Origin of the sequence: Ferrovibrio sp. (assembly GCF_025869515.1) — a bacterium.
In the GTDB taxonomy this organism is placed as follows: Bacteria; Pseudomonadota; Alphaproteobacteria; order Ferrovibrionales; family Ferrovibrionaceae; genus Ferrovibrio.
On record NZ_JAOZVR010000106.1, the window covers coordinates 1 to 20,926 of the forward strand.

At 64.5% G+C, this 20,926-nt stretch carries 22 protein-coding genes; 16 read left to right on the forward strand and 6 right to left on the reverse strand.

Translation table 11 applies throughout. From position 1 onward, the window contains the following. Positions 1-44: 44 nt before the first annotated feature. A complete protein-coding gene (gene ubiB / locus OJJ21_RS18530) occupies positions 45-1,607 on the reverse strand; it encodes a 2-polyprenylphenol 6-hydroxylase (protein ID WP_297688569.1) in 1,563 nt (520 codons plus the stop codon). A 16-nt stretch (positions 1,608-1,623) separates the two neighbouring features. After that, positions 1,624-2,397 carry a bifunctional demethylmenaquinone methyltransferase/2-methoxy-6-polyprenyl-1,4-benzoquinol methylase UbiE gene (gene ubiE, locus OJJ21_RS18535; RefSeq protein WP_297688570.1) on the reverse strand — a complete coding sequence of 258 codons (774 nt, stop codon included), beginning with the start codon at positions 2,395-2,397 and terminating at the stop codon, positions 1,624-1,626. 60 nt (positions 2,398-2,457) lie between these two features. Here ubiE and mutM point away from each other — a divergent pair, with 60 nt between their 5' ends. The 6 genes from mutM to OJJ21_RS18565 all read left to right on the forward strand — a co-directional run bounded on the left by mutM (position 2,458) and on the right by OJJ21_RS18565 (position 7,963). Continuing rightward, a complete protein-coding gene (gene mutM / locus OJJ21_RS18540) occupies positions 2,458-3,282 on the forward strand; it encodes a bifunctional DNA-formamidopyrimidine glycosylase/DNA-(apurinic or apyrimidinic site) lyase (protein WP_297688572.1) in 825 nt (274 codons plus the stop codon). A 130-nt stretch (positions 3,283-3,412) separates the two neighbouring features. Continuing rightward, positions 3,413-3,793 (forward strand): hypothetical protein, encoded by a 381-nt coding sequence (locus tag OJJ21_RS18545; RefSeq protein ID WP_297688574.1) that lies wholly within the window; start codon positions 3,413-3,415, stop codon positions 3,791-3,793. 39 nt (positions 3,794-3,832) lie between these two features. Continuing rightward, a complete protein-coding gene (locus OJJ21_RS18550) occupies positions 3,833-4,609 on the forward strand; it encodes an enoyl-CoA hydratase (protein ID WP_297688576.1) in 777 nt (258 codons plus the stop codon). 16 nt (positions 4,610-4,625) lie between these two features. Continuing rightward, positions 4,626-5,798, forward strand: coding sequence for an ATP phosphoribosyltransferase regulatory subunit (locus OJJ21_RS18555; RefSeq protein WP_297688578.1), 1,173 nt, complete (start codon positions 4,626-4,628; stop codon positions 5,796-5,798). Positions 5,799-5,824: 26 nt separating this feature from the next. After that, positions 5,825-7,120, forward strand: a complete 1,296-nt coding sequence (locus tag OJJ21_RS18560) for an adenylosuccinate synthase (RefSeq protein WP_297688580.1) — start codon at positions 5,825-5,827, stop codon at positions 7,118-7,120. Positions 7,121-7,255: 135 nt separating this feature from the next. Continuing rightward, positions 7,256-7,963, forward strand: a complete 708-nt coding sequence (locus OJJ21_RS18565) for a hypothetical protein (RefSeq protein ID WP_297688582.1) — start codon at positions 7,256-7,258, stop codon at positions 7,961-7,963. 62 nt (positions 7,964-8,025) lie between these two features. Here OJJ21_RS18565 and rpoH read toward each other — a convergent pair whose 3' ends face one another. Further along, the gene (gene rpoH / locus OJJ21_RS18570; protein WP_297688585.1) at positions 8,026-8,958 is read right to left on the reverse strand and encodes an RNA polymerase sigma factor RpoH; all 933 of its coding nucleotides are present in this window, start codon (positions 8,956-8,958) and stop codon (positions 8,026-8,028) included. 213 nt (positions 8,959-9,171) lie between these two features. Next, positions 9,172-10,203, reverse strand: a complete 1,032-nt coding sequence (locus OJJ21_RS18575) for an RluA family pseudouridine synthase (protein WP_297688586.1) — start codon at positions 10,201-10,203, stop codon at positions 9,172-9,174. A gap of 62 nt (positions 10,204-10,265) precedes the next feature. Here OJJ21_RS18575 and OJJ21_RS18580 point away from each other — a divergent pair, with 62 nt between their 5' ends. Genes OJJ21_RS18580 through OJJ21_RS18590 form a run of 3 tightly spaced genes read left to right on the forward strand, consistent with a single transcriptional unit; the run spans position 10,266 to position 12,068 of the window. Beyond that, positions 10,266-10,565, forward strand: a complete 300-nt coding sequence (locus OJJ21_RS18580) for a hypothetical protein (protein ID WP_297688600.1) — start codon at positions 10,266-10,268, stop codon at positions 10,563-10,565. A gap of 26 nt (positions 10,566-10,591) precedes the next feature. Continuing rightward, on the forward strand, positions 10,592-11,032 hold the full coding sequence (locus tag OJJ21_RS18585; RefSeq protein ID WP_297688601.1) for a M67 family metallopeptidase: 441 nt from the start codon (positions 10,592-10,594) through the stop codon (positions 11,030-11,032). Positions 11,033-11,036: 4 nt separating this feature from the next. Beyond that, on the forward strand, positions 11,037-12,068 hold the full coding sequence (locus OJJ21_RS18590) for a low specificity L-threonine aldolase (protein WP_297688603.1): 1,032 nt from the start codon (positions 11,037-11,039) through the stop codon (positions 12,066-12,068). Positions 12,069-12,082: 14 nt separating this feature from the next. On the opposite strand, the gene OJJ21_RS18595 is transcribed toward OJJ21_RS18590, so the two are convergent. Next, the gene (locus tag OJJ21_RS18595) at positions 12,083-12,985 is read right to left on the reverse strand and encodes a LysR family transcriptional regulator (protein ID WP_297688605.1); all 903 of its coding nucleotides are present in this window, start codon (positions 12,983-12,985) and stop codon (positions 12,083-12,085) included. Positions 12,986-13,117: 132 nt separating this feature from the next. Between OJJ21_RS18595 and OJJ21_RS18600 the strand changes: the two genes are divergently transcribed. Next, the gene (locus tag OJJ21_RS18600) at positions 13,118-13,363 is read left to right on the forward strand and encodes an RSP_7527 family protein (RefSeq protein WP_297688606.1); all 246 of its coding nucleotides are present in this window, start codon (positions 13,118-13,120) and stop codon (positions 13,361-13,363) included. 92 nt (positions 13,364-13,455) lie between these two features. Continuing rightward, complete coding sequence (locus tag OJJ21_RS18605; RefSeq protein ID WP_297688608.1) at positions 13,456-14,250, forward strand: class III extradiol ring-cleavage dioxygenase; 795 nt, start codon at positions 13,456-13,458, stop codon at positions 14,248-14,250. A gap of 16 nt (positions 14,251-14,266) precedes the next feature. Here the strand turns inward: OJJ21_RS18605 and OJJ21_RS18610 are convergent, their stop codons facing one another. Beyond that, positions 14,267-14,812, reverse strand: coding sequence for a hypothetical protein (locus OJJ21_RS18610; RefSeq protein ID WP_297688610.1), 546 nt, complete (start codon positions 14,810-14,812; stop codon positions 14,267-14,269). A gap of 230 nt (positions 14,813-15,042) precedes the next feature. Between OJJ21_RS18610 and OJJ21_RS18615 the strand changes: the two genes are divergently transcribed. The 5 genes from OJJ21_RS18615 (at position 15,043) to fliG (ending at position 20,920) form a co-directional block, all read left to right on the forward strand. Continuing rightward, positions 15,043-16,911: a flagellar hook-length control protein FliK gene (locus OJJ21_RS18615; RefSeq protein WP_297688613.1), complete on the forward strand. Its 1,869-nt coding sequence runs from the start codon at positions 15,043-15,045 to the stop codon at positions 16,909-16,911. A gap of 21 nt (positions 16,912-16,932) precedes the next feature. Further along, a complete protein-coding gene (locus tag OJJ21_RS18620) occupies positions 16,933-17,670 on the forward strand; it encodes a flagellar hook capping FlgD N-terminal domain-containing protein (protein ID WP_297688615.1) in 738 nt (245 codons plus the stop codon). A gap of 52 nt (positions 17,671-17,722) precedes the next feature. Further along, positions 17,723-18,058, forward strand: coding sequence for a DUF1153 domain-containing protein (locus OJJ21_RS18625; RefSeq protein WP_297688617.1), 336 nt, complete (start codon positions 17,723-17,725; stop codon positions 18,056-18,058). Positions 18,059-18,239: 181 nt separating this feature from the next. Further along, positions 18,240-19,886, forward strand: coding sequence for a flagellar basal-body MS-ring/collar protein FliF (fliF, locus tag OJJ21_RS18630; protein WP_297688620.1), 1,647 nt, complete (start codon positions 18,240-18,242; stop codon positions 19,884-19,886). 17 nt (positions 19,887-19,903) lie between these two features. Continuing rightward, positions 19,904-20,920, forward strand: a complete 1,017-nt coding sequence (fliG, locus tag OJJ21_RS18635) for a flagellar motor switch protein FliG (RefSeq protein ID WP_297688622.1) — start codon at positions 19,904-19,906, stop codon at positions 20,918-20,920. Positions 20,921-20,926 lie beyond the last annotated feature (6 nt).

A 20,926-nucleotide genomic window follows, 5' to 3' on the forward strand; every position in this document is an offset into this window, starting at 1 on the left:
GGTAGTTCAGGAAAGGGCCGGGTGACCGGCCCTTTCTTTTTCGCTTACACGAACAGGGCCAAAGCCAATAACAGGGCCACGGCCCAAAGCGCCCAGAGCAGCGGCCGCCGCCGGCGGGCATTGGCCAGCGCCTGGGTTTCGGCCAGCGCGGCAATGCTGGCCGGACTGAGCTGCAGGCCTTCCGCCCTTGTCGTTTCTGCCAGGGCTTCGAGATCGCGCGCCACCTGCGGCAGTTTGCGGGCGAAATCGACCAGGCTGCCGGCCGTTTCTTTTAAATAGGCTTCCGGACCCATATGCTCGCGGGCCCAGGCCTCGATCACCGGGCGGGCCGCATTCCAGAAATTGATCTCCGGATCCAGGCTGCGCGCCACGCCTTCCACCGTCACCATGGTTTTCTGCAGCAGCAGCAGATGGGTCTGGGTCTGCATGCCGAAGGTTTCGGTGATCTGGAACAGCTGTGCCAGCAGACGGCCGACCGAGATTTCCGCCACTGGCCGGTCCAGGATCGGTTCGCCGATCGAGCGGCAGGCCTGGGCAAAGGCATCGACCGAGCGGTCGGCCGGCACGTAACCGGCCTCGAAATGCACTTCGGCGGCGCGGCGCCAGTTGCCGGTCAGGAAGGCGCCCAGCATTTCTGCCATGAAGCGGCGGGTTTTCAGATCGAGCCGGCCCATGATGCCGAAATCGACCAGTTCCAGCCGGCCATCGGATGCCACGAACAGATTGCCGTGATGCATATCGGCGTGGAAGTAGCCGTCCCGCAGGGCCTGTTTGAGGAAGACCCGGATCACACGGTCGGCCAGCACCTTCACATCGATGCCGGCGGCAATCAGCGCCTCACGATCCTCGATGGCAATGCCGCTGATGCGATGCACGGTCATCACGCGACGTGCGGTGCGCTGCCAGTCGATCGCCGGCACGATGACATCGGCGTCGTCCGTAAAGTTGTCGCGCAGCTCGGATGCCGCCGCCGCTTCCAGCCGCAGGTCGAGTTCGATTGCCACCCAGTCATGCAGGGCTGCCACCACATCGCGCGGCCGCAGCCGGGCCATGCCGGCCAGGTGGCGCTCGGCCGCTTCGGCTAGCCAGGCGAACAGGGCGAGATCGCGGGCGAAGGCGGCTTCCACGCCGGGCCGCAAGATCTTTACGGCAACCGGTAGGCCGTCGCGGGTCTGTGCAAAATGCACCTGCGCGACGCTGGCGGCGGCAACCGGTGCGTCTTCAAAGGCCGCGAACAGGCTCTCCAGCGGGGCTCCAAGTTCGGTTTCGATGGCCTGTTTCGCCGCCGGCCAGGGGAAGGGCGGCAGCTTGTCGCGCAGGCGGCCGAGATCTTCGGCGATCGCGGCGCCGACAAGATCCGGCCGTACCGACAGAACCTGGCCCAGCTTGATAAAGCTAGGACCCAGATCGGCCAGCGCTGCCGCCAGGCGTTCGCCGTCGCGTAAGTTCGGCTGGCGCCGCCCGAACAGGGTCTGGAACAGGCCGAGTGCACGGCGGCTGAGTGCGGTGCCAATCGGCGCGTCCTTCAGCAGGAACAGCGCATCGTGGCGCGCGAAGCAGCGGCCAATGGCGAACAGGCGGAGCAGATGACGCAGATCGGTCAGCACGTCAGTCAGTACCGGGTCAGATACGGCGGGCTGAATGCATGGCGGCGATGCCGCCGGTGAGATCGCGCACCGCCACATTGCGGAAGCCGGCGGCCTCGATCATGGCGGCGAAGCGTTCCTGGCTGGGGAAGCGGCGGATGCTCTCGACCAGGTAGCGGTAGGAATCGGCATCATCGGCGACAATGCCACCGAGTTTCGGCAGCAGGTTGAAGCTGTAGATATCGTAGACCTTGGCCAGCGCGGGGTTGCGTACGGTGGAAAATTCCAGGCAGAGGAACCGTCCGCCGGGCTTCAGGACGCGATACGCCTCAGCCAGCGCCGCCTCGATATGGGTGACGTTGCGGATGCCAAAGGCGATGGTATAGGCATCCACCGAGCGGTCGGGCAGGGCGAGTTTTTCGGCATCCATGCAGGTCCAGGTCAGGCGGCCGAGGCGCGCCTGGTCGATGGCACGGTTGCGGCCCTGCTCAAGCATGGACGCGTTGATATCGGCCACGATCACTTTCGACTGCGGCGCGCGGTCGAGGATGCGGAAGGCGATATCGCCGGTGCCGCCGGCCACATCCAGTACCGTGATGGCGCCATGCGGATTGAGCCAGTCGATCATGGCGGCTTTCCACAGCCGGTGCACGCCGCCCGACATCAGGTCGTTCATCACGTCGTAGCGGCTGGCGACCGAATCGAACACCCCGCGCACCAGGCGCGCCTTATCGCCTTCCGGCACGCTGCGGAAGCCGAAATGGGTCTCGTTTCCCGGATTGCTGTCCTGGGTCGGGTCCGGCTGGCTCATGGCGGCAGACCATAGCCGAAATGGGCCCGGAACGGTATAGAGACAGCCCAGAGGATCGTCATGCCTGAATTGCCCGAAGTGGAAACCACCCGCCGGGGATTGGCCCTGAAACTGGAGGGCCGGCGCATCACCCGCATTGAGGCGCGCCGCCCCGATCTGCGGTTTCCGTTGCCGAAGAATTTCGCCAAATCCATCCAGGGCCGCCGGGTCGAGGCGCTCGAGCGCCGGGCCAAATACATTCTCATACGGCTTGAGGGCGATCTGGTCTGGCTGATCCATCTTGGCATGTCGGGCCGCATGGTGATCCGGGCCGGCTGGCCCAACGATATCGGCCCGCATGATCACGTGATCTTCGCCACCGAGGACGGCGCGGCGGTCACCTTCAACGATGCGCGCCGCTTCGGCATGATGGACCTGGTGCCGGCGGCGAAGCTGAGCCAGCACCGCCTGCTGGCCGGGATCGGGCCTGAGCCGCTGGACGATGCTTTCACGGCCGCTGTGCTGCTGGATGCCTTCAGGGGTAAGAAAGCCCCGATGAAGGCAGCCCTGCTCGACCAGACCGTGGTGGCCGGCCTGGGCAATATTTACGTCTGCGAGGCGCTGTTCCGCGCCGGTATTCATCCGGAAAAACTCGCCGGCAGCGTGAAGGCGGAAAAACTGGAAAAACTGGTGCCGGCGATCAAGGCCGTACTGGCTGAGGCGGTGGAGGCCGGCGGCTCGTCTTTGCGCGATTACGTGCAGTCGGATGGTGAACTGGGCTATTTCCAGACCCGGTTCCGCGTCTATGACCGCGAGGGCCAAGCCTGCGTCACCTGCCAGGGCAAGGTGCAGCGAATCGTGCAGTCCGGGCGGTCGACCTTCTTCTGCAAACGCTGCCAGAAGTAGCGAATCCGGCCCCCGCCAAGGCTTCCAAAAACCGCCTCGACCTGCCAAATTCCCGGCCATGTTCCGCCATGGCTGGAGGCTCCTCCCGGTCCCGGCGCTAGCTGCACTTTTCGTCCTTGCCACACCCCTCATGGGCGGTGTCGTCATCGGCGGTCTGGCGCTGGCGGGGATTCGTGTAAGCCTCTCAGAGGCCCTGATCCCGGGTGCGCGGGCGGCAGCCGGTTTCCTGTCCATTGCAGAAGACGTGCCCCTGATGCCGGGCCTGGCCGAAAACGCCGATGCCGCAGCGGTCTTCGACAAACCGTCCGGCAGGATCGCCAATGCCGAGGCGAAGGGGGCAGTCACGGCTGCGGCCGTGCGCAAGTTCTATTCCACTACCCTGCCGCAGCTTGGCTGGCAGGCGCTCGGCACGGAACAGTATCGCCGCGAGCGTGAGCGCCTGCGCTTCAGCTTCGCCGGTCGCGACGGCGCACTGACCGTGCGCTTCGAGCTGCTGCCCGATCAGCAATAACCCGGCAGCAATAACTTCAGAAAACCAGAGGAAACAGTCATGGCTTACGAGAACATCCTGGTGGAGACGCGCGGCCAGATCGGCCTGATCACGCTGAACCGGCCCAAGGCGCTGAATGCCCTCAATGCCGCGCTGATGCAGGAGCTGACGCGCGCCCTGGATGCTTTTGAAGCGGACGATGCCATTGGCTGCATGATCATCACCGGCTCGGAGAAGGCCTTTGCCGCCGGCGCCGATATCAAGGAGATGCAGTCCAAGACCTATATGGATGTCTACAAGGAAGACTTCATCACCCGCGACTGGGAGCGTGCCGCACGCTGCCGCAAGCCGGTGATCGCCGCGGTGGCCGGCTATGCGCTGGGTGGTGGCTGCGAGCTGGCGATGATGTGCGATTTCATCATTGCCGCCGACACCGCGAAATTCGGCCAGCCGGAAATCAATCTGGGTACCATCCCCGGTGCCGGCGGCACCCAGCGCCTGACGCGCTTCATCGGCAAATCCAAGGCGATGGAGATGTGCCTGACCGCCCGCATGATGGATGCCGAGGAGGCCGAGCGTTCGGGTCTGGTCAGCCGCGTGGTCCCGGCGGCCGAGCTGCTGAACGAAGCGATCAAGGCGGCTGAGAAAATCTGTGCGCTGTCGCGTCCGATCGTGATGATCGCCAAGGAATCGGTCAATCGGGCCTATGAAACGACCCTGACGGAAGGCATCCGCTTCGAACGCCGGGTCTTCCATTCCACCTTTGCCACCGAAGACCAGAAGGAAGGCATGAGTGCTTTTGCCGAGAAGCGCAAAGCCGATTTCAGGCATCGCTGAGCAGGACGCAGAAAACATGGCACCGCGCGGACGCACCCCTGCGAATGACAGCGACACCAGTGCAGCCGCCGGCCTGCTGCCGGCGGGTTTGCGCGACGTTTTGCCGCCGCGCGCCGAATGGGAGGCACAGGCCAGCGAGAAGCTGATTGCCAGTTTCGCAGCGCAGGGCTATGCGCGGGTCAAGCCGCCGCTGATCGAGTTCGAGGAAACCCTGCTGGCCGGTTCCGGGCAGGACCTTGCCGGCCAGATGTTCCGCGTCATGGACCCGGTGTCGCAGCGCATGATGGGGCTGCGCACCGATATCACCCTGCAGGTGGCGCGCATCGCCGCCAGCCGCATGAAGGATGCCGTCCGCCCGCTGCGGCTCGCCTATGCCGGCCAGGTGCTGCGCGTGCGCGGCAGCCAGCTGCGCCCCGAACGGCAATTCGCCCAAGCTGGTGTCGAGCTGATCGGTTCGGATGCGCTGGCCGCCGATGTCGAAGTCGCCGTGCTGGCGGCCGAAGCGGTGGCATCGCTCGACGTTTCCGGTCTCTCGCTCGATATCACCCAACCGCTGCTGGCGCCGGCGATCATCGAGGCGCATGGCCTGGAGCCGAAGCAGGCCCGCGCCGCGCGCCGCGCGCTGGATCGCAAGGATGCCGGCGAACTGAAGGATGTCGGTGGCGCTGCTGCGCCCACGTTGCTGAAACTGCTGCCGCTGACCGGGCCGGCCCCGGCTGCGCTGGACGGCCTGAAGAAACTGAAACTGCCGGCCGCCGCAGCGAAAATTGTCGCCGATCTCGACCGGCTGGTGGCCGAGGTCTCGGCGGCGGCGCCCGGCCTGCTGGTGACGCTGGATCCCAGTGAATTCCGTGGTTTCGAGTACCATACCGGCATTGCTTTCACCCTGTTTGCCCGCAATGTGCGGGGTGAACTGGGGCGCGGCGGCCGCTATGTCACGCCGGCCGGCGAACCTGCCACTGGTTTTACGCTTTATCTCGACAGCGTGATGCGCGCCCTGTCGCCGCAGCCGGTGCCGCAACTGGTTTATCTGCCGTATGGCACGCCGCGCGCCGCCGCCACCCGGCTGCGCAGCAGCGGCCACGCCACCTGGGCGGCGCTGGCCAGGGAAAGCGGCGAGATCGGCAAGGCGGCGAAAGCCGCCGGGTGCAGCCATTGGTGGGACGGAAAATCCGTCCAGCCCGTCTGAATTCTTTCGTCTGAAGGATCGTTGATATGAGCAATGTGGTGGTGGTCGGCGCCCAGTGGGGCGACGAGGGCAAAGGCAAGATCGTCGACTGGCTGTCCTTGCGCGCCGATGTGGTGGTGCGTTTCCAGGGCGGCCACAATGCCGGCCATACGCTGGTGATCGGCAACAATGTCTACAAGCTGTCGCTGCTGCCGTCGGGTATCGTGCGCAGGAACAAGCTGGCCGTGATCGGCAATGGTGTGGTGGTCGATCCCTGGGCGCTGTTTGCCGAGATCGACAAGCTGCGTGGCCAGGGTGTCGAGATCGGTGAGCATAACCTGAAGGTCGCCGACAATGCCGTGCTGATCCTGCCGCTGCACCGCGAGCTGGACGGGTTGCGTGAGGATGCCACTGATGGCGGCGTCAAGATCGGCACCACGCGACGTGGCATCGGCCCGGCCTACGAAGACAAGACCGGTCGCCGCGCCATCCGGGTCTGCGATCTGGCCGATGCCGAAACGCTGGGCCGCAAGGTCGACGGCCTGCTGTCGCATCACAATGCGCTGCGCCGCGGTTTCGGTGCCGAGCCGGTGGATCGTGCGGCGCTGCTCAAACTGCTGGCCGAGATCGCGCCGAAGATTCTGCCCTATGCCGCACCGGTCTGGCGCGACCTCGACGAGGCCCGCCGCGCCGGCAAGCGCATCCTGTTCGAGGGCGCGCAGGGCTCGCTGCTCGATGTCGATCACGGCACATACCCGTATGTCACCTCGTCCAACACCATGGCGGGTTCGGCTGCCGCCGGTTCCGGCCTCGGGCCGGGTTCGCTGGGCTATATCCTCGGTATCGTGAAGGCCTATACCACCCGGGTCGGCGAGGGGCCGTTCCCCACCGAACTGACCGACGAGATCGGCCAGTGGCTGGGCGAAAAAGGCCATGAATTCGGCGTGGTGACCGGGCGCAAGCGCCGCTGCGGCTGGTTCGATGCCGTGCTGGTGCGCCAGACCGTGAAACTGAACGGCATCCATGGCATCGCGCTGACCAAGCTGGATGTGCTCGACGGCCTGAAGGAACTGAAAATCTGCGTCGGCTATGAGGTGAATGGCAAGACGCTGGATTATTTCCCGTCGGGCATGGGCGACCAGGCTGCCGCCCGGCCGGTCTACGAGACCCTGGAAGGCTGGAGCGAGACCACCCGGGGCGCCCGCAGCTGGGTCGACCTGCCGGCCACGGCGGTGAAATATGTCCGCCGGATCGAGGAGTTGATCGGCGCGCCGGTGGCGCTGCTCTCCACCTCGCCCGAGCGCGAGGACACCATCCTGATGAAGGATCCTTTCGAGGATTGATCTGGCACGGATTAAACCCGTAGTAGCGGGCAGGTTACCGACTCTTAATGTCGCGTTATTGAGCCGTAACCTGCCGCCAGCGCCGCCGCCGGGCGACACTGCGTCCATCGAGTTTCTCGGGCCCGGGAGGGGTTCATGCTCAGGACGCAGGAAGCCGCATCATTCAATTTCGGCCATGACGGGATGAGTACGCTGTGCGAGGCGATCTGCCTCGACGCCGTCGAGGTCGCCGCGGCCACCCGCGTCAGCATCTGGTTTTTCGACGACAGCGGCGACATGGTGTGCCAGCGCCTGCTCGATGCGCGCGATGGCCGCTTCCAGGAAGGTGCTGTCATTCCCCGTTCGGCCACCATCGCCTATCTCGAGGCCGCCTCCCGCGGCCTGGCCGCGATGCAGACCGAGAATGCCCCTGAACTGCCGTCCGACAATGCCGCGGCCCGCGATCAGGTGCAGGCCCGCATCGACCTGCTGCTGGTCGATGCCAAGAATAATCCGGCGGCGATTTTCCGCTGCGAGCGCTGCGACACCGCCGAAGACTGGCGGCCGCGCGACATCACCGTGTTGCGCAACCTGGCGCAGACCCTGGCGACCGCGATCCGGCGCCTGAGCCGGAATTATGCGGCCGCGCCCACCATTCCCGCGGTGCCCTCGATTGCCCTGTCGGCCATCGGCTCCACGCCGCAGAATCTGCACTGGCTGCGCTCGGGCAGCGAGCCGTCGATCTGGCTGCAATCGGTGGCGGCCGAAGCCGCTTTCGATGCGCTCGGCCTCGATGCGCCGGTGTCCGGCTTCGATCCGCTGAGCGATCCCTTCGCCGATCTGGACGAAGACGATATTTACTAAGTGATCCGTCTCTACGCGAGAGCGCGGCTGCACCACAAGAATTGAGGTGCGGCCGCGTTCATTTACGCTGGCAGCTGGCCTTCGATCTGGCCGATGCCGGCGTGAGTGCTGATGCCCTGTTCCAAGGCGGCATTGCGCACGGCCTTCTGCAGTTTCTCGAAAGCGCGCACCTCGATCTGACGCACACGTTCGCGGCTGATGCCATATCGCGCCGAAAGATCTTCCAGCGTGGTCGGCTCCTCGGTCAGGCGCCGCTGCATCAGGATGTCGCGCTCGCGCTCGTTCAGATCCTTCATGGCATTGGCCAGCAACTGCTTGCGGCTGTCGAATTCATCGCCTTCGACCAGGCGGGCTTCCTGGTTCGGCGTTTCATCCACCAGCCAGTCCTGCCATTCGCTGCTGCCCTCTTCGTCGCCGCGCAGCGGCGCGTTCAGCGAATGGTCGGGCGCCGCCAGGCGGCGGTCCATGGTGATGACTTCATCCTTGGAGACGGCAAGCTGGGTGGCGATCTTTTCCACCTGCTCCGGGGTCAGCTGGCCGCCATCGATCGCCTTCATCTGGCCGCGCAGGCGGCGCAGGTTGAAGAACAGTTTTTTCTGGGCTGCCGTGGTGCCGATCTTCACCAGCGACCATGACCGCAGGATATATTCCTGGATCGAGGCGCGGATCCACCACATCGCATAGGTCGAGAGGCGAAAGCCCTTGTCGGGATCGAATCGCTTGACCGCCTGCATCATGCCGACATTGCCTTCGGAGATCAGTTCGCCGACCGGCAGGCCGTAGCCGCGATAGCCCATGGCGATCTTGGCCACCAGGCGCAGGTGGCTGGTTACCAGCTTATGCGCCGCGTCCACATCGCCATGGTCGCGCCAGGCCTTGGCCAGCATGAACTCTTCCTGCGGCTCCAGCATCGGGAAGCGGCGGATATCGGACAGGTAACGGGAAAGGCCACCCTCAATGGAGGACAGCGCGGGCAGGCTGGTAGTGGTCGACATCGAAGAAACTCCCCCGGCCGGACCGCGGGGGCCCGGCGCTGGTTCAGATTTGGGTGCTCTGTCGTTCATTTGCAACGAGCAAAGCGGCCAAATACGGCGGAAGTGCGACGGTCTCGCCGGACTGTGCTGGCCGTCACAGGCCGCGAAATTACCAGAAAATCGGGAAAACCATTTGATATCAATCAACTGGCTTTCTGGCAGGCGGCGGCCGTCTTAACGCGGCGTGTTGCGTTGGCTGGACAGCAGCTTCAGCAGGGTGGCGAAATCGGCCGGCAGCGGGCTTTCGAAGTGCAATGCCTTGCCGGTCACCGGGTGGCGGAAACCCAGCGTCGCCGCATGCAGGGCCTGGCGTTTGAAGCCGAGCAGGGCGGCGCGGGCCGTATCGCTGAGCTGATAGCGCTGCAGGTTGCGGGCGCGGCCGTAGACCGGATCGCCGATCAGGGCATTGCCCCTGGCCGTCATATGCACGCGGATCTGGTGCGTGCGGCCGGTTTCCAGTGTGCAGCGGACCAGCGCGCAGACCGGCTGGCCCTTGCCGTCGAAGATCATTTTCTGCGTGGCGTAATGCGTGACGGCATCCTTGCCGCCGCGCGTCACGATCGCCATGCGCTTGCGATCCTTGGGATCGCGGCCGATGGTGCCCTCGATGGTACCCTGCAGCGGGTTGGGATGTCCCCAGACCAGGGCATCGTAGCTGCGCTCGATGTCATGTTCGGCGAAGAGTGCGGCCAGCGCGTGATGGGCGTGATCGGTCTTGGCCGCCACCACCAGGCCCGACGTGTCCTTGTCGATGCGATGCACGATGCCGGGCCGCTTGACGCCGCCGATCCCCGACAGGCTGTCGCCGCAGTGATGCAGCAGGGCATTCACCAGCGTGCGGTCGGGATTGCCTGGTGCTGGATGCACCACCAGGCCAGCCGGCTTGTCCACCACGATCAGCTGGTCGTCCTCGTAGACAACGGTGAGCGGGATGTCCTGCGCCTGCGGATCGGCCGCCACGGCGACCGGCGTGCTGATGGCGTAGCATTCGCCCGGTTTGATCTTGCGCGAGGGGTCGGTTATCGTCGCCCAGGTTTTACTCTCGGCCAGGCGGACATGACCGTCGAGGATCAGGGTTTTCAGGCGCGAGCGCGAGAAATCCTCGGCGCCGCCCGCCAGCGCCGTTGCCAGATAGCGATCCAGCCGTTCGCCGGCGACTTCGGGCGGCACCGGGGGCAGAATCTGCGGGGCGGGTAACTCGGACATTGGATTACGGGACCGGAGAAATGACGGACAGGACGACAGAAGAGACGACAAGGATACGGTGGTTGAAGGCCACCGTCATCGGTCTCGGCGTCGTCTTCGTCGGCCTGGCCGTGCTGCTGCTCGTGCTGATCATGACCGGCGGGCCGAAACGGACCGTTTCCACCGCAGCGACACCCCGCGCCGTGACGGTCGAAGACCTGGAATTCACCATTCCACGCAACAGCCGCGTGGCGGAAGTCTTCGCCACCGGCAACCGGATCATTCTGCGCGTGCGGCTGGCCGATGGCACCGAACGGCTTTATGCGCTGGACGGCGAAACGCTGAAGCCGCTCGGCAGCATCACGGTGAAAGTCGAAAAATAATGCCCCTGCGACTGAGCGCAGCGCAGATGGCCGCGCTGGCCGCGCTGGGCGGGGCGGCCTGGCCGCGCGAGGCCTGTGCCCTGCTGGTCGGCCTGGGGGATGATGACGGGCTGCGGGTGACCGAGCTGGTGCCGGCAGGGAATGTCGCCGCCACGCCGGAGCGGGAATTCGAACTCGATCCGGCCGTGCATTTCGCCACGCTGCGCCGCCTGCGCGACGCGGATGGAACCAATCCCGGTATTGGTCACAGCGACATCGGGCCCCGTATCATCGGGCATTGGCACAGCCACCCGAACGGTCGCGCCGAACCATCGGCGCAGGATGTCGCGATGATCAGCGATCCGGGACTCGTCTGGCTGATCTCGGCCGTGCATGATGGGCAGGCCTCGCCGGTGCGCGCTTTCCGTGCTGCGCCAAAGGGCGATGGTTTTGAATTCCTCCCCTTGACGATCGAACAGCAGGATTAGCGCCATGGATTTTCGCAGCGACAATGTTGCCGGTGCCGCCCCCGAAATCATGACGGCACTGCTGGAGGCCAATACCGGCAACGTCTCGTCTTACGGCGCCGACCCATGGAGCATCAAACTGGATGCTGCTTTCTCCGTGCTGTTCGATCATGAGTGCAAAGTCTTTCCGGTATCGACCGGCACCGCCGCCAACGTGCTGTCGCTCGGCTGCATCACGCCGGGCCATGGCGCGATCTATTGCCACCAGGACAGTCATATCGTCACCGATGAGTGCAACGCGCCGGAATTCTATACCGGCGGCGCCAAGCTGGTGAATGTGCCTGGCGAGAACGGCAAGATCGATCTCGCCGCGCTGGATGCGCAGCTGGCGCTGGGCTGGAAAGGCTCGCAGCATAATCCGCAGCCCTCTGCCGTCAGCATCACGCAGGCAACCGAAGCCGGTACGGTCTATTCACCCGATGACGTGGCCGATATCGCCCATCGCTGCCGCGAGCATGGCCTGCGCCTGCATATGGATGGCGCGCGCTTTGCCAATGCGGTGGCCGGTCTGAACTGCGCCCCGGCCGATCTCACCTGGCGCGCCGGCGTGGATGTGCTCAGCTTCGGGGCTACCAAGAATGGCGCGATGGCGGCCGAGGCGGTGGTGTTTTTCCGCCCCGAACTGGCCGAAAGCTTCCTGTATCGCCGCAAGCGCGGCGGGCATCTGTTCTCGAAGTCGCGTTTCCTGTCGGTGCAGCTGCTCGCCATGTTGCAGGACGGCCTGTGGCTGCGGCTGGCGCGCCAGGCCAACAGCCGCGCGCGCGAACTGGCCGACGGTCTTGGCAAATTGCCGGGCGCGAAAGTCGTCTGGCCGGTGCAGGCCAACGAGGTCTTCGTGCAGCTGCCGGTGGTGGCCGCCGAAGCGATGCGCCAGCGCGGTGCGCTGTTCCATACCTGGAGCGAGGCTGACAGCCTGTACCGCTTCGTCTGTTCCTTCGACAAGACCGCCGAGGATACGGCGGCGCTGGTGCAGGCGGCCCAGGCTGCGCTGAGATAACTGCCGGCGCTGGCCTAAGCGCCGGGCTGCATCAGCCAGGGCGGTGTGGGCATGAAGCGCTCGACCAGATAGTCGGCAAACACACGCACTTTTGCGGCCAGATGCTTGCGGGCGGGATAGACCGCATGAACCGGTCGCAGGATATCGGCGGTCTGCGCGCTCAGCACCGGCACCAGGCGACCGGTTTCGATGAATGGCTTGATGCCGAAATCGGCGGCATAGCAAAGCCCGACGCCGTCAAGCAGCAGGCGCAGCACCGCATCGCCATTGTTGCTGCGGAAATTGCCATGCATGGCCAGCCGCTCGATGCTGCCGTCGGCCTTGCGGAAGGGCCATTCGTTCAGGCCTTCTGGCCCGTCGAACAGCAGGCAGTTATGCCGGGCCAGATCCGCAGGCGTCTGCGGCGTGCCATGACGTTCGAGGTAAGACGGTGCCGCACAGATGATGCGGCGGTGCTCGCCCAGTTTGCGTGCGATCAGCGCGTCGTCGCGCAGTTCGCCGAGCCGGATGCCCATGTCGTCGCCTTCGCCGACCAGATCGACCGTGTGGTCGGCGAAGGTGAGGCTGACCTGCACCTTGGGATAGCGCGCGAGGAAATCCGGAATCAGCGGCACGATCTGGGCCATGCCGAAACCATGCGCGACATTCACCCGCAACTGGCCGCGCGGCTCGGCTTCGGCGCCGCCGATGCTGGCTTCCATCGCATCGACATCGGCTAGGATCGCGCGCGCCTGTTCGGCATAGACGCGGCCCTCGGCGGTCAGGCTGACCCGCCGCGTGGTCCGCTGCAGCAGGCGGGCGCCCAGCCGGTCTTCCAGGCGGGAGATCAGCTTGCTCACCGCCGAAGGGCTGAGGCCGAGGATTTTGGAGGCCTCGGTGAAGCCGCCTTGGTCCACGACCTGCACAAAGGCTTCCATTTCCCCGTAACGATCCATAGCAGGCCTATTTATGAATATTATTCAATAAATACTGCCATAATACCATATTAATGAAAAGTGCAGTGCGGGATAAAGTCCAACTCAGCCCCCCAGCAGAGGAAGGCCTCCCCGATGACCACGACGACCCAGACCACCAACCTGATGACCGACATCGACAAGCATTTTGATATGCGCGCGGCGGTTACCCCGGTCCGCTACATCTCGGCCGACGAAATGGCCTATCTGCGCGCCCGTGCCGTGACCCTGCGGTCCGAGGCGAGCTGGGCCATCTTCAAGACCATGGTCGCCAAATTTACCGGCCTGTTCCACAGCCGCCCGGCCGCGTGGACCGTCGGGTCGACTGTTACCGCCGAGTAAGGCGTCACCACGCGGTAACGTCTTGCGGCTTTGCCGCCGCTGACTTAGGTCAACGCTGCGCCGTCATTCAGATGGCGCAGCGGAGTTTCCCGATGTCAGCCCAGCCCCAGCGCCTGCCCGCCGTTTTCATCAGCCATGGCTCGCCCATGCTGACCCTGGAGCCGCAGCGTCCGGCACATCAGTTCCTGCGCTCGGCTTCGGCACTCTGGCCGCGACCGCAGGCGATCCTCGCCATCTCCGCCCATTGGGAAACCGAGCAGCCGGCGGTCGGCGCCACGGCGCAGCCGGAGACCATTCACGATTTCTATGGTTTTCCGCCGGCGCTGTATCGCATGCATTACGATGCGCCGGGTGCGCCGCATCTGGCTGCGCGCATCCGCAGCCTGCTTGAAGATGCCGGCTTCCGCTCGGCCCTCGATCCGCAGCGCGGGCTCGATCATGGCGCCTGGTCGCCGCTGACCCTGATCTATCCCGATGCCGATATTCCGGTGCTGCAGCTGTCGATCCAGCCGCACCGCGATCCGGCGCATCATCTGGCGCTGGGCCGCGCCCTGGCGCCGCTGCGCGATGAAGGCGTGCTGATCATGGCGACCGGTTCGATGACGCATAACCTGCGCATGCTGGATCGCAGCGACAGCCACCCGCCGGCCGACTGGGCCGCCGCCTTTGCCGAATGGATGGCGCAGAAGCTGGAACAGCGCGACGACACTGCATTGCTGGACTATCGCCAGCAGGCGCCGTTCGCGGCGCAGAATCACCCGACCGACGAACATCTGTTGCCGTTGTATGTCGCGCTGGGCGCGGCAACGCCGGGTGCACCGGCACAACGCGTCCATGCCAGTTTCGCCCATGGCGCGCTGGCGATGGACAGTTACAGCTTCTCCTGAAGAAAATGCCGGCCGCTTAGCGGCCGATATCGACCAGCAGGCGGACGATCACGACGTCCAGCACAACCACATAGAGCAGCATCACCAGCAGCATGACATAGCGGTGAATATCGCCGCTCAGCTTGGGTTTGCGCTGCAAAGCATTGCGGGCGAAATTGGAAAAGTCGGCGGCCAGGTAGGCCATCTTGGAATGCTCGTTGCCCTGCCAGGACTGCAGCATCAGAATCACGATGACGCTGCCGATGCCGACGAAGACCAGAAAGCCGGCAACGAAGCGCGCCACATCATGCGCGAAGGGGGCGGCGATGCCGATGGCGACCAGCGCCAGGGCAATCAGCGTGAAATACTGCACCACCTGCCATTGCTGGCGCTTGGCGAACAACACGTTGCGCGCCGCCGTATCGTAGAGCAGCCGGAATTCGGTATGCGTGATGTCGTCCAGCTCGCTGGCGACCAGCTGTTCGGATTCGGCATCCTGGTCGTCCGCGGCAGGCTTGGCTGCTTTGGGGGCCAGGGGGCGCGGCGGTGTGCCGCTGGAAGGTTTGCCGGGTTGATTCGCCATAAATACAGTCTAGGCCCGATCGGCCCTCGGGCCTAGAGCGGTCGGAGACCCCGCCGGCATGGCCGGGCTGGCGACGGCCGCAGGGTCCCGGCAGAAATTGCCGGCCGGCAACGGCGGTGGGCCAAAGCGACTCGGGGTCGTAAAAATTATACTAGTAATATCAATTGTTTGACTGGATATCGGGACTTGGCCCGGCGCTTGCTTCTTATCCGGCGACGAATGAGGCATCCATGCAAGTCGCTCAGGTAAACAGCTCTGTCGCTTCCGCCCTTGGCCAGACTCCGGCCGAGGACAGCTCCAGCCGTGCCGATGATTTTGCCCGGGTGCTGCAGAACGCTTTCTACGGCAAAGGCAGCGAGGCGGTGGCGAAGACCAGCGAACGCGCCATGTCGGAAGCCGCGCCCCGCACCGAGACGCGGACCGAGACCCGGCGCGAGCCCGGCCCCGACAGCCGCCCCGCCGAACGCATCTCCTACGAACGCTCCGAACCGGTCGACACCCGCCGCAACGACGAACCGGCGCCGCGCGAGACGCAGCCGTCCAGCAAGCCCGCCGAGGATAAGGCACCGGCCAGGCCCGATGCCAAGCCGGCTGCCAAGGATGCCGCCCCACCCCGTGAAGTCCGGCAGGATGCCGACAAGACCGAGGATGCAGCGGCACAGGATGAAACAAAAGATACAGCCAAGCCGGCCGATCAGGCGGCGGCACCGGTCGCAGACGATACGGCGGATACTGCGGAAGATGTGCTTTCCGAGGATGCCACCAAGCCGGCGGTTGCCGTTGTGCCCGATGACTTGCTGATTCTCAGCCTGCTGCAGACGCAGGTCGCGCCGGTGGCTGCTCCGGCGGCTGCTCCGGCTGTCGCGCAATCCGGCGAGATTCCGGCGGTCGTTCCGGCCGCCACGGCGGCGGTGCCGGCCGTCAATCCCGTGGATGCCGCCGCTGCCGCACTTCTCGCCGCGGCCGAAGCGCTGCAGAGCGAGACGCCGGCGCCGGTTCAGCCCGACGCAGCGGCCGCCAAGGCTGCCGTGGTTGCCACTGCCGCCGATACTGCCGTCGTTCCAGCCGCGCCGCAGCCGGCGGTTGCTGTCGCCGTCGATACCACGGCGATGGGCAAGACAGCCACCGATACCAGCGCGGCCGCATTGCTGTCGCAGCAGCAGGCGGTGACGCCGGAAGATTTCGCCGTCATCCAGCAGGCGCTGACGGCGCAGACCCAGGTTCAGGCCCAGGCTGGCAAGCCGGTCGTGACGGCCGAAGCCTCTCCGAAGACCGAAGCCAAGGCCGATAAGACCCTGACTGTCGATCTGCAGAGCGCCACGACCACCGTTGCGCCGAAGACCCTGGTTGATCAGGCGTCGCTGTTCGCCATGCAGGGCGACGACGACCAGGCCGCCGCCGATGCGGCGCTGTTGCAGCAGCAGACCCTGACCGCGCAGCAGCCGGCGCAGCCGGGCGGTCCCGAACTGAAATTCAATGCCGCGCTGCTGCTGGCCAATGCCGAGGCGCAGCTGCAGGGCAATGCGGCTGCTGCGACCGGAAATAGTCAGACCGGACAGCAGCAGGTGGCGCCGATGAGCAGCACCGGCGCGCCGGTCGTGCAGGCCGCCCAGCATGCCGCCACACATGCCGCAACGCGGCATCTCAACACCTATATCCCGGCCGATGAACAGGTTGCGCTGCAGATCAAGAAAGGCGCTGCCGAAGGCGTCGACAAGATTTCGATCAAGCTCGATCCGGGCAATCTCGGCAAGGTCGAGGTCAAGCTGGAAGTCACCCATGACGGCCGCCTGATGGCGGTGATTTCCGCCGACAAGCCGGAAACCCTGCACATGCTGCAGCAGGAAGCCGGCAAGCTCGAACAGTCGCTGCGCGATGCCGGCCTGAAGACTGACCAGCAGTCGCTGAGTTTCTCCCTGCGCGACCAGGGTCAGGCCAATGAAGGCCGCGACGGCAACGGCAATGGCAACGGCCGTCAACGCAATCGCGGCGGCGATGATTATGCCGAAGCCGGCCTGCGCACCGATCCGGTGCAGGTTGCTGCCGCCAATGCACAACGGGCAGCCGCCGCGCGCGGCGGGCTCGACATCCGAATCTGATTTTCCGCGAGGGGAATGGTCATGGTTACTTCAGTCACGAGCGCTCCGACCACGACGACATCGACTGCGTCCCAGAGCGCCGGTGTCTCGCTGGCGAAGAATTTCGATACCTTCCTCACGCTGCTGACCACGCAGCTGAAGAACCAGGATCCGACCTCGCCGATGGACTCGAAAGAGTTCACCAATCAGCTTGTGATGTTCAGCCAGGTCGAGCAGTCGATCAATCAGAACAAGAACCTGGAAAAGCTGATTTCCATGTTCTCGGCGCAGCAGAGCAGCAACAACCTGAACTTCATCGGCAAGATCGTCGATGTCGACGACAACGAGGTGAAGCTGGCCAGTGGCGGCAGCGCCTTCTGGTCCTACGAACTTCCGGCCGGTGTCAGCCAGGTCAAATACAACATCATCAATTCCGCCGGCAAGGTCGTGCGCACGGTGACGCAGACCTCCGATCAGGCCGGTGGATTCCCCAGCGGTCGCATCGAACTGGCCTGGGACGGCAAGGACGGCAGCAATAACGCCCAGCCGGCCGGTACCTACAAGCTCGAGATCGTGGCCAAGGATGCCGGCGGCAAAACCGTCGATGGCACCAAGGTGTTTGCGCGCGGCTATGTCGAGGCGCTCGAGACCGTCGATGGCGTCCAGTATCTCGTCGTGTCGGGCAACAAATTCCTGCCCGAAAAGGTGGTTTCGGTCTTCCCGGCGCCGACCAACGACAACACTGGCGATGACGAAGGTGATGACGAGACCACCAGCTGAGCGATGAACCGCTCAGGGAATTTCGGTTTTTTGTAACAGGCGGAAGACGACGATGCAGAACCTGATCCAGACGGTGAATCCCCAGACGCGCCCGTCGGCCACGCCGACCAGTGTGATCGGTCCCGAAGGGCAGCGCATCACGCGGGAGAGTCTGCCGCCAGCCAATACCAAACGCTGGGTGATTCGCCGCAAGGCCGAGGTGGTGGCTGCCGTGCGCGGCGGGTTGCTGACTCTCGAGGAGGCCTGCGAGCGCTACATCCTGACGATCGAGGAATTTCAGTCCTGGCAGCGCGCCATCGAGCAGCATGGTCTGCCTGGCCTGCGCGCCACCCGCCTGCAGGACTACCGGCCCGGCATGTTAAAGGACACTCCGGCCCGCTCGCTCTGAATGTCACTCTAACTAATTGATTTAATTCAATTCTGGCAGGTTAACATTCCGGTAGGCAAATTTTGCCGGGATGTTAACCTCTCTTTCATCCCGGCTTCCTAATTTGGCGTCGAGGGCAGGCAGGACCTGACCGCAACGCGTGCCTGGTGCATGGGGTGATGCCGTGAACGGAATTATGAACATGATGCGGAACATCGGTCCCGCGCGGCTGGCAATGCTGGCGGCGACCGCTGCGGTTCTGATCGGTTTCTTCGTGTTCCTCGGCATGAAGGTGACGCAGCCCAAGATGGCGCTGCTCTACGGCAATCTCGACCTGCAATCGTCGGGCGAGATCGTCGCCCGCCTCGAAGCGCAGAAAATTCCCTATCAGATCGCCGGCAACGGCGCCCAGATTCTGGTGCCGGAAGACCGCGTGCTGCGCGCCCGCATGCAGCTCGCCGAAGGCGGCCTGCCATCCGGCGGCGGCGCCGGCTATGAAATCTTCGACAAGGCCAATGCGCTCTCGGCCACCAATTTCATGCAGAACATCAACCAGCTGCGTGCGATGGAAGGCGAGCTGGCGCGTACCATCCGCTCGATTGAGCAGGTGTCGTCGGCGCGCGTGCATCTGGTGTTGCCCAAGCGCGAAGTGTTCAGCCGCGAACAGCGCGAACCCTCGGCCTCGATCATCGTCAAGACCAGAGGCGGCCGTCTCGATCAGCCGCAGGTGCGCGCCATCCAGAATCTGGTCGCCTCGGCCGTGCCGGACCTGAAGCCGTCGCGCATCGCCATCGTGGATGATCGCGGCAACCTGCTGGCCGGCACCCAGGAAGAGCCCGATGCGGCCACCGCAACGGCCAATCGCATGGCCGACATGCGCCGCGTGATGGAAGACCGCCTTCGCAAGAATGTCGAGGCGCTGCTCGAGCGTTCGGTCGGCGTTGGCAATGTGCGCGCGGAAATCTCGGTCGATATGGATTTCGATCGCGTCACCACCAACCAGGAACTGTTCAATCCCGACCAGCAGGTGGTGCGCTCGACCCAGACCATCACCGAAAACAACCAGAGCCAGGAAGGCCAGCAGAACGTCTCGGTGGCCAACAACCTGCCCGAGGCCCAGGGCCAGGGCGGCACCCAGGCCACCACGACCGGCAACCGCACCGAGGAACTGGTCAACTACGAAATCTCCAAGACCATCCGCACCCAGGTGCGCGAGGCCGGCGTGCTGCGCCGCGTTTCGGCCGCCGTGCTGGTCAACAACATTGTGCAGGTCGATGGTCAGGGACAGCGCTCCTACCAGGCGCGCTCGACCGAAGAGATGCAGCAGCTCAATGCACTGGTACGCAATGCCATCGGCTTCGACCAGCAGCGTGGCGACACCGTTGAAATCGTCAGCATGCGCTTTGCCGAACCGGGTGACATTCCCGAGGAAATCGATCCAGCCAGCCTGCCGATCCTGCTCGGTCTGACCAAGGCCGATCTGTTCCGCATCGGCGAGATCGCCGGCTATGTCCTGCTCGGCCTGCTGGCCATGCTGCTGGTGGTACGCCCGCTGATTCGCCGCGTGCTGGAAGCCTCGCAGGAAGGCGAAGACATCCCGCCGGGCATGCTGACGCCGGCCTCGCCGGGTCTGCCGATGGTGGTTGGCGGTGCGCCGATCGCCGAACTGCCGGCCGCGCCCGACGCCGGCATGGCGCCGCCGACGCCCGGCATCGAATCGATGATCGACATCGCCCGCATCGAGGGCCAGGTGAAGGCGTCGTCGCTCAAGAAGATCGGCGAGATCGTCGACAAGCATCCGGAAGAAGCCGTGTCGATCATCCGTAACTGGCTCTATCAGGCCGCGTGACGGGTTAGGAGCGCGCTATGGCAGCTGACAAGGACTTTCGCCAACTCAAGGGCCCGGACAAGGCCGCTATGCTGATGCTGGCCCTGGGCGAAGAGCATTCGGCAAAGATCTGGCCGCTGCTCGACGACGAAGAGATCAAGGAAATCTCGCAGAACATGGCCAACCTCGGCGCGGTGAATTCCGACGTCGTGGAAAAGCTGTTCCTCGAATTCGTCAACAACTTCTCCTCCACCGGTTCGCTGACGGGTACCTTCGACAGCACGGAACGCCTGCTGATGAAGGCGTTGCCGTCGGAGCGCGTCAACCAGATCATGGAAGAGATCCGCGGTCCGGCCGGCCGCACCATGTGGGACAAGCTCGCCAACGTGAACGAAAACGTGCTGGCGAATTACCTGAAGAACGAATATCCGCAGACTGTTGCCGTCGTGCTGGCCAAGATCCGTCCGGAACATGCCGCTCGCGTACTCGCGGCGCTGCCGGAAGAATTCTCGATGGAAGTCGTGATGCGCATGCTGCGCATGGAAGCGGTGCAGAAGGAAGTGCTCGACAAGGTGGAGCAGACGCTGCGCACCGAATTCATGTCGAATCTGGCGCGCACCAATCGCCGCGACGCCCACGAAATGATGGCGGAAATCTTCAACAGCCTGGACCGCAACACGGAAGCCCGCTTCCTCGCGGCCCTGGAAGAACGAAGCCGCGACGCGGCCGAGCGCATCAAGGCCCTGATGTTCACCTTCGAGGATCTGATCAAGCTGGACCCCTCCGGCGTGCAGACCCTGCTGAAGAGCGTGGAAAAAGACAAGCTGGGCCTGGCGCTCAAGGGCGCTTCGGAAACCCTGCGCGACCTGTTTTTCTCCAATATGTCCGAACGCGCCTCCAAGCTGCTGCGCGAGGAAATGGAATCGATGGGTCCGGTGCGCCTGAAGGATGTCGACGAGGCGCAGATGCTGATGGTCAACACGGCCAAGGAGCTCGCCTCGAAGGGCGAAATCATGCTGGCCGACAACAAGGGCGAAGACGAGCTGATCTACTGATGACTT